The sequence below is a fragment of the Dyella flava genome (genome assembly GCF_016904955.1).
GTDB classification, from domain to species: domain Bacteria; phylum Pseudomonadota; class Gammaproteobacteria; order Xanthomonadales; family Rhodanobacteraceae; genus Dyella_B; species Dyella_B flava.
This window is the reverse complement of the sequence record NZ_JADIKE010000025.1, coordinates 107,783-122,865: the sequence shown is the minus strand read 5'-3', so window position 1 is coordinate 122,865 and position 15,083 is coordinate 107,783. Positions and strand designations below refer to the sequence as shown.

The 15,083-nt window shown below is 60.0% G+C and carries 13 protein-coding genes; 9 read left to right on the top strand and 4 right to left on the bottom strand.

The features are described from left to right. Positions 1 to 641: 641 nt before the first annotated feature. The 4 genes from mnmE to rpmH are packed head-to-tail and all read right to left on the bottom strand — an operon-like array spanning position 642 to position 4,315. On the bottom strand, positions 642 to 1,994 hold the full coding sequence (mnmE, locus tag ISP19_RS02815) for a tRNA uridine-5-carboxymethylaminomethyl(34) synthesis GTPase MnmE (protein WP_204679562.1): 1,353 nt from the start codon (positions 1,992 to 1,994) through the stop codon (positions 642 to 644). A 56-nt stretch (positions 1,995 to 2,050) separates the two neighbouring features. Beyond that, the gene (gene yidC / locus ISP19_RS02810; RefSeq protein ID WP_204679560.1) at positions 2,051 to 3,727 is read right to left on the bottom strand and encodes a membrane protein insertase YidC; all 1,677 of its coding nucleotides are present in this window, start codon (positions 3,725 to 3,727) and stop codon (positions 2,051 to 2,053) included. Between the two features lie 60 nt (positions 3,728 to 3,787). Then, complete coding sequence (gene rnpA / locus ISP19_RS02805; protein ID WP_204679558.1) at positions 3,788 to 4,168, bottom strand: ribonuclease P protein component; 381 nt, start codon at positions 4,166 to 4,168, stop codon at positions 3,788 to 3,790. A gap of 12 nt (positions 4,169 to 4,180) precedes the next feature. Beyond that, positions 4,181 to 4,315, bottom strand: a complete 135-nt coding sequence (gene rpmH, locus ISP19_RS02800) for a 50S ribosomal protein L34 (RefSeq protein ID WP_008438884.1) — start codon at positions 4,313 to 4,315, stop codon at positions 4,181 to 4,183. 181 nt (positions 4,316 to 4,496) lie between these two features. On the opposite strand from rpmH, the gene dnaA reads away from it, so the two are divergent. From dnaA to ISP19_RS02755, 9 genes are all read left to right on the top strand, one after another. After that, entirely contained in the window at positions 4,497 to 5,840 is a 1,344-nt protein-coding gene (dnaA, locus tag ISP19_RS02795; protein ID WP_204679551.1) for a chromosomal replication initiator protein DnaA, read from the top strand. Between the two features lie 245 nt (positions 5,841 to 6,085). Beyond that, entirely contained in the window at positions 6,086 to 7,186 is a 1,101-nt protein-coding gene (gene dnaN, locus ISP19_RS02790; RefSeq protein WP_204679549.1) for a DNA polymerase III subunit beta, read from the top strand. Positions 7,187 to 7,273: 87 nt separating this feature from the next. Next, positions 7,274 to 8,353, top strand: coding sequence for a DNA replication/repair protein RecF (gene recF / locus ISP19_RS02785; protein WP_204679547.1), 1,080 nt, complete (start codon positions 7,274 to 7,276; stop codon positions 8,351 to 8,353). Between the two features lie 74 nt (positions 8,354 to 8,427). Then, entirely contained in the window at positions 8,428 to 10,842 is a 2,415-nt protein-coding gene (gene gyrB, locus ISP19_RS02780; protein WP_204679545.1) for a DNA topoisomerase (ATP-hydrolyzing) subunit B, read from the top strand. A gap of 318 nt (positions 10,843 to 11,160) precedes the next feature. Continuing rightward, entirely contained in the window at positions 11,161 to 12,465 is a 1,305-nt protein-coding gene (locus ISP19_RS02775; protein ID WP_239556423.1) for a tetratricopeptide repeat protein, read from the top strand. 218 nt (positions 12,466 to 12,683) lie between these two features. Then, complete coding sequence (locus ISP19_RS02770) at positions 12,684 to 13,343, top strand: energy transducer TonB (RefSeq protein WP_204679543.1); 660 nt, start codon at positions 12,684 to 12,686, stop codon at positions 13,341 to 13,343. Positions 13,344 to 13,390: 47 nt separating this feature from the next. Continuing rightward, positions 13,391 to 14,167, top strand: a complete 777-nt coding sequence (locus ISP19_RS02765; protein WP_204679541.1) for a MotA/TolQ/ExbB proton channel family protein — start codon at positions 13,391 to 13,393, stop codon at positions 14,165 to 14,167. A gap of 10 nt (positions 14,168 to 14,177) precedes the next feature. Beyond that, complete coding sequence (locus ISP19_RS02760; RefSeq protein ID WP_204679539.1) at positions 14,178 to 14,600, top strand: ExbD/TolR family protein; 423 nt, start codon at positions 14,178 to 14,180, stop codon at positions 14,598 to 14,600. Positions 14,601 to 14,606: 6 nt separating this feature from the next. Beyond that, positions 14,607 to 15,026, top strand: a complete 420-nt coding sequence (locus ISP19_RS02755) for an ExbD/TolR family protein (protein ID WP_204679537.1) — start codon at positions 14,607 to 14,609, stop codon at positions 15,024 to 15,026. Positions 15,027 to 15,083 lie beyond the last annotated feature (57 nt).

Below are 15,083 nucleotides of genomic sequence, written 5' to 3'. Positions count from 1 at the left end.
ATGCGAACCTTGCCAAAGGTCGCTACTGAAATGAGCTTGTATGTATTGGCTTACAACATGAAGCGGGCAATCAAGATCATGGGCGTAGCGAAGTTGATGCAGGCCATCGCAACCTGACCGCAATCATGCACATGAGTCTGCTTCGTAGCGAACCAATGCGGATCGCGACTCCAGTTTCTGGTTTTCACACAGCCTCGGTCGGAGGCGGACAATTGATGTACGTCAGTAGTAGCCGATTTCGCGAAGCTTCACAGCGATATCGAGCACTGGCAGGAGCTTCGCATCCAGATGCTTAAACCAGTCAGGCTGTTGCCAGTGCACCTCCGCGGATAGCTCTAACGGAGGCATCCAGTCCTTATGACGATGAAATGCGTCAGGGATAGACCTCGAAAGGTTTGACAGGTCCTCTTGGTTGAAGGACCCGCCGATCAACACCCTCGCTTTTTCTAGAGCGTCTCGATACTGAGGGGCGAGGTTGATCGTGGCAGGGGCAGCCTCGGCAACGGGAATTAGTTCCGTGAGGGATCGCTCCAACGCGCGAAGCTGCTCGATCCTGTCACTCGGCGTGTATCGGTACCCAGTCACGTGACATCCCCTTCACTTCGGATCAAAAAAGACTGTGGATTTTCTCGGACGCCTAACTACTTGCCAATGCAAAACGAGCTAAAGATGGCCCCCAGCAAATTGTCACTCGTGTAAGTACCGGTAATTTCGCCCAGGGCATGCTGCGCCTGACGAAGTTCCTCGGCGGCTAGTTCACCCGCGTGGGTGTCGGCTAATACATTTGCGGTGTGAGTCAGATGATTGGCGACTTGTTCGAGCGCCAGAACATGTCTTCGCCGTGCACTGAAAGCGCCCTCGCCGCTGCCGGCACCCGCAAGCTGTTTGAGATGCTCGCGCAGTGTTTCGAGGCCTTCGCCGGTTTTGACGGAGAGCCATAACCACCTTGCACCGGTGCGTGGTTCTTCATGCGCATGTGTGTGTTCGAGATCGATCTTGTTGATGACGACCATGCGCTCAACCGCAGCTGGTAGATCGTCGAGCCATGCAAGATCGGCTTCGACATGATGCGCGTCGGTCACCAACAGCACGACGTCCGCGCGTTCACGCTCGCTGTGCGCACGACGCACGCCTTCGCGTTCGACTGGATCATGCGTGTCGCGCAGACCGGCGGTGTCGGCCAATTCCAGCGTAAAACCATCGAGATTGATGCTTTCACGCACGACATCGCGGGTGGTGCCGGCGATGTCGGTGACGATGGCGCGCTCACTGCCAGCCAATGCATTGAGCAAACTGGATTTGCCCGTGTTTGGACGGCCGACGATGGCGATGCGCAAACCGTCGTTGAGTCGAACACCGCGCCGCGCTTCGCGCAGCAAATCGGATAGCTGCGCGCGTAATGCTTCGAGGCGCTGCATAATGGTGGGGTCGGCCAGGAAATCGATTTCCTCTTCCGGAAAATCGATCGCGGCTTCGATATGTACGCGCAGGATAATCAGCGATTGCAGCAGGGCGTCGACTTTGCGCGAGAACACACCTTCCATCGATTGAAGGGCGGCATGTGCGCTGGCTTGTGATCGCGCAGCGATCAAATCCGCCACGGCTTCGGCCTGGGCCAGATCGAGCTTGCCGTTGAGAAAAGCCCGCTCGGTGAATTCGCCGGGCCGCGCCAGGCGCGCACCGAGTTCGCATGCACGGCGCAGCAGTGTGTCGAGCAGTACCGGGCTGCCATGACCTTGCAGTTCGAGTACGTGCTCGCCGGTGTAGGAGGCCGGTGCGGGGAAGTAGAGCAATAGACCGCGATCGATCAATGCGCCGTCTGCGTTGCGGAACGCGGCGAAGTGCGCCTGCCGTGGCGTCGGTGGTCGACCTAGCAAGGTTTGCGCGATATGGAGTGCGCGCGGTCCTGAAACGCGTACGACACCTACGCCCGCCGCGCCGGGAGCGCTGGCAATGGCGGCGATGGTGTCTTCATGGGGTGTATCGGCGGTCATGGGCGGCAGCATAACCGCGGCGGGCGGCGCCTGGCCGCCCGCGCGTCATGACCGGATCAGGCGGCTTTGGCCTGTGGTTCATTGTGGCGGCGCGTGACCCACCATTGCTGAAGCAGGCGGCAGATGCCGTTGACGACGTAGTACAGCACCAGGCCGGATGGGAAGAACAGGAAGATCACCGCGAACATCAGCGGCATGAACTTCATCATCTTCGCCTGGGTGGGATCCATGCCTGCGGTGGCCGGCATCATCCACTGCTGGACCAGCATCACGATGGTGTAAAGGATCGGCAGCACGAAATAGGGATCGGCCGCGGACAAGTCGTGGATCCAGCCGAAGAACGGCGCCTGACGCAATTCCACGCTGTCGCGCAGTACGTAGTACAGGCCGTAGAAGATCGGAATGGTGATCAGCAGCGGCAGACAGCCGGCGGCCGGATTCACCTTTTCCTTCTTGTACAACTCCATCATCGCCTGCTGCATCTTCTGGCGATCGTCGCCGTAGCGCTCCTTCAACGCATCCATGCGCGGCTTGAGCTTGCGCATCTTGGCCGCGGATTCGAACTGCGCATTGGTGAACTTGAAGGTGACCAGGTTGATCAGCAGCACCAGCAGGACGATCGACACACCCCAGTTACCGGTGAGTTTGTCGAGCTGGGCCAGCACCCAGTGCAACGGCTCGGCGAAGATCTTGAGCATGCCGTAGTCGATGGTCAGCTCCAGACCCGGCGCGACCGTCTGCAGTACTTCGGGCAGCTTGGGGCCGACATAAAGCTGGGCCGCGCTGCTGGCTTGCTGGCCGGAAGCGATGCTGATCTGCGGGCCCACGGCGCGAATGACGTAGCGCGGTGCGCTGCCTACTTCATCCACCATCGCGCTGGAGAAGGTGTCGGATTCCTTGGCCGGCGGAATCCACGCGCCGAGGAAGTACTGCTGCATCATCGCCACCCAGCCGCCGGTGACCGGCGCCTGCAGTGGTTCTTTTTCGAATTTGTCGAAGGCCAGCTTGTTGAATTTCTGCGCCGGGCTGTACCACACGGCACCGAAGAAGCCGTAGCGCGACTGATCGGAGATGCGCTGCAGGAAGTTGCTGTACACCGGCACCGGGCGATCGACGCGCTGCAGCTGGCGATACGCATTGCCGTCCCAGTTCTTGCCGCTGCCGTTGTCGATCTGCTGATCGAGATCGATCACATAGCTGCCGCGATGCAGGGTGTAACGCTTGACCACCTTGATACCGGACGGATCGGTCCAGGTGAGGTCGACGTTCAAGGCATCCTGGCCGGATGCCAGTGCATAGCTGGTCTGCGCAGACTGGAAAATCGCGCGGTGATCCGGCGCGGCGCCATCGGCGCTGACCAGGCCGCTTTGCGCGGCGAAGTAGTCGGCGGCGCCGTCGTCCAGCAGGCGGATGGGTGCGGGATTCGGATCCTTCTTCGTGCGCGGCTCAACCGGGTAGTTGAGCAGCTCCGAACGCACGATGCTGCCGCCGCGCGTATCGATGGTGAGCCGCAGTACATCGGTGGTGACGGTGATGAGCTGGGCCGTGCCTTCCGCAGCGCCGTTCGCGATGCTGGGCGCGGCGCCCGGTACGGTGCTGCCGGCCGCGTTGGTCGCCGAGGTGGTGGCCGATTCATTCACCGGATGCGGGCCGTAATCCTGCTCCCAGGCTTGCCAGAGCAAAAACGAAACAGCCAGCAAGGCAAACATGAGGAGGGTGCGCGTTTGATTCATCGCGTAGCGATCCGATTCAAGGCGCCGCGCTGGCGGGCCGCTTGGGTGGGAAAGGAGAGGTCAGCACGCGATTGTGGAGGTGTCGTCGCCGCGCTTCAACGGCGGAATCCTACGCCAGAGCGCATCGAGCTCGGCCAGCAACTCCGGACCAGGCACACCAGCGGCCTGTTCGCGGGCCATCACCATGAGATCCAGCGGCGGAAGCTGGCTACGGACGCGGCGAAAGGACTCACGCAAAAGCCGCTTGATCCGGTTGCGCTCCACAGCACGCTTGGAGACTCGCTTGGAGACAGCCAGCCCAAGGCGTGCATGACCCAGTTCGTTCTGACGATAGCGCACAGAAAAACAGCGGCCGCCGAGGCGACCGCTGGCTTGACGCAAGACGGCGAAGTCACCGGCTCGGCGAATCCGCGCCTCGCGCGGCAGGCCGGCGGGACCCATATGCGCGAGCGCTTATGGGATCAGGCGCTTGCGGCCCTTGGCGCGACGTGCACTGAGCACCTTGCGACCGTCGGCCGTGGCCATGCGGGCACGAAAGCCGTGCGTGCGGGCGCGCTTGAGCTTGCTGGGCTGGAAGGTCCGCTTCATGGCTTCCTCCTATGTAATGGGTGAAAAAGGTTGGAAATTATGCGGAACGAGCCCCGCTCATGTCAAATGGGGGCTTGACAGCAACTTGTGGATATCCGTGTGGATAGTTGTTGTGAATGTGCTGGTAGACTTCCCGGTCCACCCTGCGCGTAAGCGCCCCTGCTGTGGCTGAATAGTATCCATGAGTGATTTGTGGCGGCGCTGTCTGGAGCGTCTGGAAGGCGAATTGAGCGCCGAGGACCTGCATACCTGGCTGATGCCATTGCAGGCGCGCGATGACGTGGACGGTTTACAGCTTTTCGCACCCAATCCCTACACGTTGGATGCCGTTCGCGAACGTTACCTGCCGCAGATCGAAGCCGTTCTGACCCTGCTCAGCGGCCAGCGCATGACGGTGCGGCTGGAAGTAGGTTCCAGCGCCAATGGCGTGCATTCGGGCCGGCCGGCGCCGGCCGCGGCCAGGCCGACGGTCAATGCCGTGGCGGAGCCGCCGCCGGCCAACTTCAACCACAACCTGGACCCGCACTACACCTTCGAGACCTTTGTTGAAGGTAAATCCAACCAGCTCGGCAAGGCGGCGGCCATGCAGGTGGCCCAGAACCCGGGCCGGGCCTATAACCCGCTATTGCTGTATGGCGGCACCGGCCTCGGCAAGACCCACTTGATGCATGCCGCCGGCAATCTGATGCGCGAGCACAATCCGAACTGCAAAGTGATGTACTTGCGCTCGGAGCAGTTCGTCGGCTCGATGATCGAGGCACTGCGCACCAAGAGCATGGATGAGTTCAAGCGCCGTTTCCGTTCGGTGGATGCGCTGCTGATCGACGACATCCAGTTTTTCGCCGGCAAGGACACCACGCAGGAGGAGTTTTTCCACACCTTCAACGCGTTGTTCGAGTCCAAGCAGCAGATCATCCTGACCTGCGACCGCTACCCGAAAGAGGTGGACAAGCTTGAGCCGCGATTGAAGTCGCGCCTGGGGTGGGGCCTGTCGGTGGCGATCGAACCGCCGGATTTCGAAACACGCGCGGCGATTCTGCTGGCCAAGGCCCACGACAAAGGGGTATCGGTCAGCGAAAACGTGGCGATGCTGCTGGCCAAACGCATCCGCTCGAATGTCCGCGACCTGGAAGGGGCGCTCAACACACTGGCGGCGCGTGCCAATTTCTATGGCCGGCCGATCACCACCGATTTCGCCGAAGAAACCTTGCGTGACCTGTTGGCCACGCATGCACAGGCGGTAACGGTGCCGAATATCCAGAAGATCGTTGCCGAGTACTTCGGTGTACGCCTGCAGGATCTGCTCTCCAAGCGCCGCGTGCGCTCCCTGGCCCGCCCGCGCCAGATTGCCATGGCCCTGTCCAAGGAATTGACCGAGCACAGCCTGCCCGAAATCGGGGAAGCCTTCGGTGGTCGCGACCACACCACCGTGCTGCACGCCTGCCGCACCATCAAGAAGCTGTGCGAAACCGACACCCGCATGCGTCAGGATTGGGAACAATTGATCCGCACACTTACCGGTTAAGCAGGCAAGATTGAATAAGCGCTTGAAAACCGGCGGGGTATCCTGTGGATAATATGAAGACACCTTGAGGCGCCAAAGTTATCCACTGTCGATGCACAACTGACAGGCCGTTCAAGGCACAAGGGAATTTCACATAACTATTTGTTTTGGAAGGATAATTTGAGCTTATCAAGTTATCCACGGCCCCAGCTGCAACCACTACTCTTCTTTTAAAAACAGAACTGCAGGATAGGGAAAGCACAAACATGCAATTCAGCATCCAACGAGAAGCTCTGCTTAAGCCCCTACAGCAGGTCGTGGGAGTGGTCGAACGTCGACAGACACTGCCGGTACTGGCCAATCTTCTGGTGAAGGTGGCGGACGGAAAGCTGTCCTTCACCGGCACCGATCTGGAAGTGGAAATGATTGCTGCCACCGAAGCCGACAAGCTGGTGGATGGCGAAACCACCATTCCGGCGCGAAAGCTGTTCGACATCGTGCGTGCACTGCCTGATGGCGCGAAGATCGAGCTGAAACAGAACGGCGATCGCGTAGCCTTGAACGCAGGTCGCAGCCGTTTCACGCTGGCGACCTTGCCTGCCACCGAATTTCCGACCATCGACGAGATCGAGTTGGTCGAACGGGTAAGCCTTCCGGAAGAGGTGTTGCGTGACCTGATGGAACGCACCGCCTTCGCGATGGCCAATCAGGATGTGCGTTATTACCTCAACGGCATGCTGTTGGATCTGCAGGAGCACGCACTGCGTTGCGTGGCTACTGACGGGCATCGCCTTGCGCTGAAGGAAACGCAGTTGGAGAGCAAGGTCTCCGCGCGACGCCAGATCATCATTCCTCGCAAGGGCGTCAATGAGCTGGTCGGTTTGCTGGAGTCAGGCGAAGGCTCGGTCGAGCTCGAATTCGGACGCAATCATCTTCGTGTACGCCGCGGCGAAGTGGTGTTTACGTCGAAGCTGATTGATGGCCGCTTTCCTGATTACGAAGCCGTGATCCCGCTTGGCGCCGACAAGCGAGCTACGTTGGATCGTGAAGTGCTGCGCGGGGCGCTGCAGCGTGCCGCGATTCTTTCCAATGAAAAATATCGCGGTGTGAAGCTGGAATTCTCGCCGGGCAAGCTGCGCATCGTTGCGCACAATCCCGAGCAGGAAGAGGCCGTCGAGGAGGTCGAAGCCGACACTGGCGTGTCTGACCTGACGGTCGGTTTCAATGTGGGCTATTTGCTCGATGCATTGGCGGCGCTGCGCGGTGACAAGGCTCGCTTGAGTCTGCGCGATGCACAGTCGAGCTGCCTGGTGCAGGAAGATGACAGCGAGCAGTCTCGTCACGTCATCATGCCGTTGAGGCTCTGACGGTTCACATGCTGATTGCTTGTACGTGTCGATATCGCAACGCCGGAGCCTCAAGCTCCGGCGTTGTCGTTTCAGGGGTGCGGTGCCATGAAATTTGAGCGGTTACAGCTTCGTGGCTTGCGCTGCATTGGCGAAGCGTCCCTGGATCTTGCCGATGGCTTCAACGTTTTGGTCGGCGCCAACGGGGCAGGCAAGACCTCGGTTCTGGAGGCCGCTTTTCTGCTTTCTCACGGACGCTCATTTCGCAGCGGGTCTCGTGATGTCCTGATGCAGCGAGGCGCTTCAGGCTTGAGCATTTTTTCAACCGTACGTCACGCCGACGCCCGAGTGGTTCGCCTGGGGCTCGGTCGGGAAGGGACGCGTTGGGAAGCGCGGGTGGACGGGACGGATGTGCTGATCGGGCAGCTTGTGCGCGAATGCGCTGTCGTCTGCTTCGAGCCTGGTTCGCATGCGCTGATCGCGGGCTCCGCCGAGGAACGTCGTCGCTTTCTTGATTGGGGAGTGTTCCACGTGGAACAGGATTTCCTGTCCGCGTGGCGCCGCTATCAGAGGGCATTGAAGCAGCGGAACAGCTTGCTGCGTAAAGAATCAGCCGTCTCGGAAGACCTGTATGGTCCTTGGGAGCAGGAGCTCGCTCGGTCGGGCACGCAGATCGATCAATGGCGCCGGCGGTACCTCGATGCGCTGCTGCCCTATGTGAGGGAGCAAGCCTCGTTGTTCCTGGGCGAACTCGGGGACGTGGAGCTGCGATATCGTCCTGGATGGCCGGAAGGGGAGGATCTTGCCGGGACATTGGCCATGCAGCGCGCCCGGGATCAGGCGAAACGGCACACGACCTCGGGCGTCCACCGGGCAGACTGGTCTTTGTCGTTTGCGCAGGCTCCCCAAAGAGAGCACCTTTCCCGGGGACAGGAAAAGCTGGTCGCGCTGGCCTGTTTGCTCGCCCAGGCGCGTCTGGACGCGGATCACCGCGGAGAATGGCCGATTATCTGCCTCGACGACTTGGCGTCGGAGCTTGATCTCGCCCACCAGGCATCGGTCGTTGAAAGCCTGCTGGCCGCCCCGGCCCAGGTGTTGATTACCGGGACCGAGATGCCAAAGCCCTTGGAACAAGCCCCAAACAGGTTGTTCCACGTGGAACAGGGCCGGTTCACACCCCTGCTATAATTAGAGGGTTGCATCCAGCCCGGCTCCCATGGCGCCGCACCGGGCGGAATAAGGCGTCAGGACATGGTTATTGCATGAACGCATCCTACGATTCGAACAGCATCAAGGTACTCAAAGGTCTGGAAGCGGTGCGCAAGCGCCCGGGCATGTATATCGGCGATACCGATGACGGCACCGGCCTTCACCACATGGTGTTCGAGGTCGTGGATAACTCCATCGACGAGGCTCTGGCTGGCTTTTGCGACCGCGTCATCGTGACCATCCACGACGATGGCTCGGTCAGCGTCATCGACAACGGCCGAGGTATCCCGGTCGACATGCACCCGGAAGAGGGGCGTTCCACTGCGGAAGTGGTAATGACCGTGCTTCACGCTGGCGGCAAGTTCGACGCGAATTCCTACAAGGTGTCAGGCGGCCTGCACGGCGTGGGCGTGTCGGTGGTCAACGCGCTGAGTGAGCATTTGTGGCTCACCATCCACCGTGACGGCCACGAATATCAGCAGGAATACTCGCTGGGTGAGCCGCTTTATCCGGTGAAGATGGTGGGACCCTCTGACCGCCGCGGTACCACGGTGCGCTTCCTGCCCAGCCCGCTGACCTTCACCCACATCGAATTCCACTACGACGTGCTGGCCAAGCGCTTGCGCGAGCTGGCCTTCCTCAATTCGGGCGTCACCATTGATCTGTACGACGAGCGCGGGGAAGGGCGCCATGACACGTTTGCCTATGAAGGCGGCATCCGTTCATTCGTGCAGCATCTGGCCCAGCTGAAAACGGCGCTGCATCCGAATGTCATCAGCCTCGCCGCGCAGCAGGACGCCATCACGGTCGAACTGGCGATGCAATGGACCGACTCCTACCAGGAGACGATGTTCTGCTTCACCAACAACATCCCGCAGCGCGATGGCGGCACGCACCTTACCGGCTTCCGTGCGGCGCTGACGCGCGCGATTCAGGCTTATATCGAGAAGGAAGGCCTGGCCAAAACCGCCAAGGTCACGCTTTCCGGCGACGACATGCGCGAAGGTTTGATCGCGGTTTTGTCGGTGAAGGTGCCTGATCCCAAGTTCTCCTCCCAGACCAAGGACAAGCTGGTTTCGTCCGAGGTGAAAACCGTGGTGGAGCAGGTGGTCTACGAAAAACTCGGCGAGTTCCTGCTCGAGCATCCGAACGAAGCGAAAGCCATCGCCAGCAAGGTGGTTGATGCCGCCCGCGCCCGCGAAGCCGCGCGTAAAGCGCGCGAAATGACCCGGCGAAAAGGCGCTTTGGACATCGCTGGCCTGCCAGGCAAGCTGGCAGATTGCCAGGAGAAGGATCCTGCGCTGTGCGAACTGTTCCTGGTGGAGGGTGACTCCGCAGGCGGTTCGGCCAAGCAAGGCCGCAACCGTAAGACGCAAGCCGTGCTTCCCCTCAAGGGCAAGATCCTCAACGTGGAAAAAGCACGCTTCGACAAGATGCTTTCCTCCGCTGAAGTAGGCACCCTGATTACCGCACTGGGTACCGGTATCGGCAAAGAGGACTACAACCCCGACAAGCTGCGCTACCACCGCATCATCATCATGACCGACGCGGACGTCGACGGCTCGCACATCCGCACGCTGTTGCTGACGTTCTTTTACCGCCAGATGCCTGATCTGATCGAGCGAGGCCACGTCTACATTGGCCTGCCGCCGCTGTACAAGCTGAAGCAGGGCAAGCAGGAGCTCTACCTGAAAGACGACGCGGCGCTCAATGCCTACCTGATTTCCAGCGCCCTCGACAATGCAGAACTGACGTACAGCCCGGAAGCGCCGCCGATCAGCGGCGAAGCGCTGGAAAAGCTGCTGCGCGACTACCAGCTCGCGCTGGATCAGATCGAACGCCTAGGCCACCGCTTTGACGCCAACGTGTTCACCGCGATGCTTGAGCTCGCTCCGATCGACGCTCACCATTGGCACGATCCAGCCGCCATGCAAACCTGGCTGGACGCCGTCGCGCACAACCTGGCCGCGAGCGGCTTGGGCAAACCGCGCTACCGGCTCTCGCTGCGTCCGGCGGATGGCGAGCACCCGGCGGCGATCGAGGTGGTGCGTGACCAGCATGGTCTCAGCCACACCTGGCTGTTGCCGCAGCCGTTCTTCAGCGGTTCGGAATTCCGTCCGATTCTCACCATCAGCCAGCAACTGGCGGGGTTGATTCACGCCGACGCTGTTGTCCGTCGCGGCAATGCCTCGCGTGGCGTGTTGCGCTTCGCAGAAGTCCGCAGCTGGTTGCTGGATGAGGCCAAGAAGGGCCGCAGCATCCAGCGCTTCAAAGGCCTCGGCGAAATGAACCCTGAGCAGCTCTGGGAAACCACGGTCAACCCCGAGACCCGCCGCATGTTGCAGGTAGGGGTCGAAGACGCCTTTGCGGCTGACCAGATGTTTTCGATGCTGATGGGCGAAGCCGTCGAACCGCGGCGCGACTTCATCGAAGCGAACGCGCTGAAAGTTGCCAACCTCGACATCTGATGTCGGCATGCGGATTTGCTTCGGCCCGGAGTACATCCGGGCCGAACTCAATGCCGCTTGACACACTAATGCATTAGTGCATGCATATATTGCTGCGCTTGCTCGACCGCGGCGCGCAGGAAACGAGAACAGCACACCGCATTCGTGTCAAGTAATAAAAAATGCGGCCGCGTATGGCCTTTTTGTCATAAGTTATTGATTTGTAAAAGCCTTTCATGCGGCAGTGCGACTTGTTATCGACAGTCGGCTCGGGTTAATCTCAGTGATCCCCCGCACAGCATGTGCGTGAAACCCGACTCCTTTCACTTGAGGAACGCCATGAAACACGCTTCCCTGAAGATGCTGGCCGGCGCAGCGTTTGCGTTGATGTTGGCAAGCACTCCGGCGCTAGCGAGCGACAACTCGTCGTCGAGCGATCAGCAGAAAGCGGCTCCGCAGTATCCCAATGCGACCCGCAAAGAACCGAAGCTGGACCTCACCGACGCGAAGGAACAAAAGGCGCTCAATGACGGCCTTCAAGCTGCGGAGTCCAATGACAAGGACAAGGCTGCGCAGCTGCTGCAGCCGATCATCGACAACAGCAAGAGCAAATACGCGCAAGCGATGGCGCTGCAGGGACTGGCTCGCGTCGATGCACTGAACCAAAATCTACCGGGTGGTATCGACAAGTTGCAAAAGGCGCTCGCCAACGGCACGTTGCCGAACGACGCTTACTTCACGCTCGAGTTCGAACTCGCCAAGTTCTATTTGCTCAACCAGCAATATCAGCAGGCGATCGATCAGGTCGAAAAGTGGCGCTCCGAAGGCAAGAGCGATTCGGCCGACTCCTACGGACTCGAAGGCGAAGCTTATTACCGCCTGCAGAAATATCCGGAATCCATCGCTGCGCTGCAGAAAGCACAGTCGATGACAAAGACGCCCAATCCGGGCTGGAATCAATTGCTGATCCTTGCCTACAACGATTCCGGACAGAAGGACAAAGCGGCTGCACTCGCCAAGCAGACAGCCAGCGCATCGCCGACTGACCCCACCAGCTTCCACAACGCGCTGAGCCTGGACATCCAGACGCAGAATTTTGCAGACGCGATCAAACTGCTGGAGCAGACGCATAGCGAAGGCAAAATTCCGTTTGATGAAAACGACTACATCACGATGGCCAAGCTCTACATGAATGATGCGCAGAGCGACAGCAACCAGGATCCCAGCACGGACACCAACAAAGCCGTGCAGGTGCTGCAGGAAGGCATCACCAAGGGCATCGTGAAGCCTAGCGCGGCGAATTACATGCTGATGGGCGATGCCAACATGATTGGCCAGAACTACAGCGATGCCGCTGCGGCGTATCAGAAGGCGGTTCCCTCGTCGAGCGATGGCGAACCCGCCTACAAGGCTGGTGTCGCCTACGTGATGGCGAATCAGTACACCGAAGCCAAGGCGATGCTGCAGCAGGCCATCAGCAAGGGTGTGAAGCACACGGGCAAGGCCTACATGGCGCTCGCCCAGGCGAATATCGGCCTCAAGGACAAGGCTGGTGCGGCCGATGCCGTTCTGGAAGCGGAAAAGGACCCCGAGACCGCTGCACAGGCCAAGAAGTGGCTTAAGGACGCCAACATTGGCAATTGATTTATAAGCACGGGCGTTTGTGTACGTGAAGCAGATGGACGTCTATTCGTTTGTCGTCCAAGGCCTACACGAAAGCTATACAAACGCCATGTGCTGTTGTACCGTTGGACTTTTCCCGCAATGTCCAGTGGCAAATGTCACCCTCTTGGGAACGGCTTTGCCGATGGATGCTGCGACCACGTCATTCCGATTGACTAGCTCCTGATTGAAAGCGACAGATGGCCTCAAGTAACGAAGATACCGGCGTTAAGCCGTTCAGTTGGGGGCGCACATGGGCGCTGGCGGTAGCCATCGCGCTGCATGCGTTTGCTTTCCTGATACTGATCGCGCCGATGGCGCCCCCGAAAACGGCGGAAGTTCAGAAAGAAAAGATCGTGCAGGTGAACTTCATCGAGCCGCCGCCTCCGCCTCCCCCGCCGCCGCCGCCGCCGCCGGAACCGCCGAAGCAGCCGCCGCCGAAGATCGTCCAGCAGGTGGTCCCGCCGCCGACTCCGCCGCCGCCGGCACCGCCGCCGGCTGTGCAGGAAGTGTCGAACAATCCGCAGCCGGCACCGCCGCCTGCACCGCCTGCGCCGCCGGCTCCGCCAGCGGATATCCAGGCGGGCCAGGACATCAGTTACAACAGCCGCATGCAGCCCAAGTATCCGCCGCAGGCTATTCGCCAACGGCACGAGGGCACGGTAACGCTGATGATTCTGGTGGCCGTGGATGGCACGCCCAAGGACATCAAGATCGACCAGTCCAGTGGCTTCCACGAACTTGATCGTGCGGCAATTGAAGCGGCCCAGAAATGGCGTTTCAATCCAGAAATCAAAAACGGTAAAAAGGTTGAAGGTTACGTACGCGTACCCGTCAACTTCAATCTCAACCAGCTGTAATACCTATTACAGTTACAGTTCACGCCTGACTTCCAAGGGTAGCGTTTATGTTCCAACAGACTCCTGCTTCCGATGCCGCCGCTCCGGCTCTGGGTGGCAACGCCAATGCGATGGCCATGCAACAAATGGGCTTCCACGACCTGCTCCACAACTTCGATTTTCTGGGGTGGATCGTGTTCGTGGTACTCGTGGTGATGTCGTTCTCCTCGTGGTACTTCATCATTGCCAACGCCATCCGCAATTCGATGGTCCGTGGCCGCGCCGATGGCGTGATCAACGGCTTCTGGTCCAATAACTCCACCCAGGACGCAATCCGCGAGCTGGAAGCCCAGCCCAAGGGCGAACCCTTCTCGAAGATCGCTCTGGATGCTGCTTCCGCGGTGGCCCACCACCAGCAGGCTTCCGCCAGCGGCGGCCGCCTGGCCGAATCGCTGAGCCGCTCGGAATTCATCGACCGCGCCCTGCGTCAGGCTGTTGCTCGCGAGAGCCTGCGTCTGGAAGGCGGCATGACCCTGCTCGCCACGGTCGGTTCGTCCGCACCGTTCATCGGTCTGCTCGGTACGGTGTGGGGTATTTACCACGCGCTGATCCGCATCGCCGCTTCCGGTAACGCTTCGATGGAAGCTGTGGCGGGCCCCGTGGGTGAAGCTCTGATCATGACCGCGTTCGGTCTGTTCACCGCTATCCCGGCCGTGCTTGCCTACAACTTCTTCACCCGTTCGAACCGCCTGACCTACGCCCGCTTCGACGAATTCGCGCACGACCTGCACGACTTCTTCGCTACCGGCGCGCGTGTCGAAGGCGTCGCTCCGACCCAGAAGTGAGGATTGACCCATGGCGATGAGCTCCGGAAACGAGTCCGGCTCGCCGATGTCGGAAATCAACGTCACGCCGCTGGTTGACGTGATGCTGGTGCTGTTGATCATCTTCATGATCACAGCACCGCTGATGTCGCACCGGATCAAGGTGGACCTGCCGACGGCAAATCCGAAAACCACGGATACGCCGCCGCTGACTCCGCCGATGGATCTGGCCATCAAGGAAGATGGCAGCATGTACCTCAATGACGACTCGAATGCGATTACCGATGCCGAACTGAAGTCGAAGTTCGCGGTGTTCGCAGCCATGTCGCCGCAGCCCGAGCTGCAAATCCGTGCCGCCAAGGACACCGAGTTCAGGATTGTCCGCAAGGTGCTCGGTGAAGCCAAGGGCTCCGGCATGGTGCACGTCGGCTTTATGACCACCGGTAAGGAGTGATCAGCCATGGCATTTAGTATGGGCGGTGGCAAGGGCCCGATGGCTGACATCAACGTCACGCCGCTGGTCGACGTGATGTTGGTGCTGCTGATCATCTTCATGATCACGGCGCCGATCATGACCCACAAGGTCAAGATCGACTTGCCGCAGCCGAATCCGAATATCATTCCTCCGACTAATCCGCCGGAGCCGATTCACCTGAAGATCGACCAGTCCGGCGCGTTCTATTGGAACGACACCCCGGTGGACGAACAGCAGTTGAAGACGCAGATCGCGGTCATTTCGACCAAGAGCGAAGCGGATCAGCCGGAAGTGCAGATTGATGCGGCTGACCAGGTGCCTTATCAGGTCGTTGCCCGCGTTCTGGCCGATGCGAAAAGCTACGGTCTGAACAAGATCGGTTTCACCGACAGCAATGGGCAGTAATCACAGCGATTGAATCGGAGCAGTTCAATCACTGTCAGGCGTTACCCGCAGAACCCC

Coding starts and splice junctions, on each gene's coding strand:
- mnmE (WP_204679562.1), bottom strand. CDS start 1,994: ATGACCGCCGATACACCCCATGAAGACACCATCGCCGCCATTGCCAGC.
- yidC (WP_204679560.1), bottom strand. CDS start 3,727: ATGAATCAAACGCGCACCCTCCTCATGTTTGCCTTGCTGGCTGTTTCG.
- rnpA (WP_204679558.1), bottom strand. CDS start 4,168: ATGGGTCCCGCCGGCCTGCCGCGCGAGGCGCGGATTCGCCGAGCCGGT.
- rpmH (WP_008438884.1), bottom strand. CDS start 4,315: ATGAAGCGGACCTTCCAGCCCAGCAAGCTCAAGCGCGCCCGCACGCAC.
- dnaA (WP_204679551.1), top strand. CDS start 4,497: ATGAGTGATTTGTGGCGGCGCTGTCTGGAGCGTCTGGAAGGCGAATTG.
- dnaN (WP_204679549.1), top strand. CDS start 6,086: ATGCAATTCAGCATCCAACGAGAAGCTCTGCTTAAGCCCCTACAGCAG.
- recF (WP_204679547.1), top strand. CDS start 7,274: ATGAAATTTGAGCGGTTACAGCTTCGTGGCTTGCGCTGCATTGGCGAA.
- gyrB (WP_204679545.1), top strand. CDS start 8,428: ATGAACGCATCCTACGATTCGAACAGCATCAAGGTACTCAAAGGTCTG.
- ISP19_RS02775 (WP_239556423.1), top strand. CDS start 11,161: ATGAAACACGCTTCCCTGAAGATGCTGGCCGGCGCAGCGTTTGCGTTG.
- ISP19_RS02770 (WP_204679543.1), top strand. CDS start 12,684: ATGGCCTCAAGTAACGAAGATACCGGCGTTAAGCCGTTCAGTTGGGGG.
- ISP19_RS02765 (WP_204679541.1), top strand. CDS start 13,391: ATGTTCCAACAGACTCCTGCTTCCGATGCCGCCGCTCCGGCTCTGGGT.
- ISP19_RS02760 (WP_204679539.1), top strand. CDS start 14,178: ATGGCGATGAGCTCCGGAAACGAGTCCGGCTCGCCGATGTCGGAAATC.
- ISP19_RS02755 (WP_204679537.1), top strand. CDS start 14,607: ATGGCATTTAGTATGGGCGGTGGCAAGGGCCCGATGGCTGACATCAAC.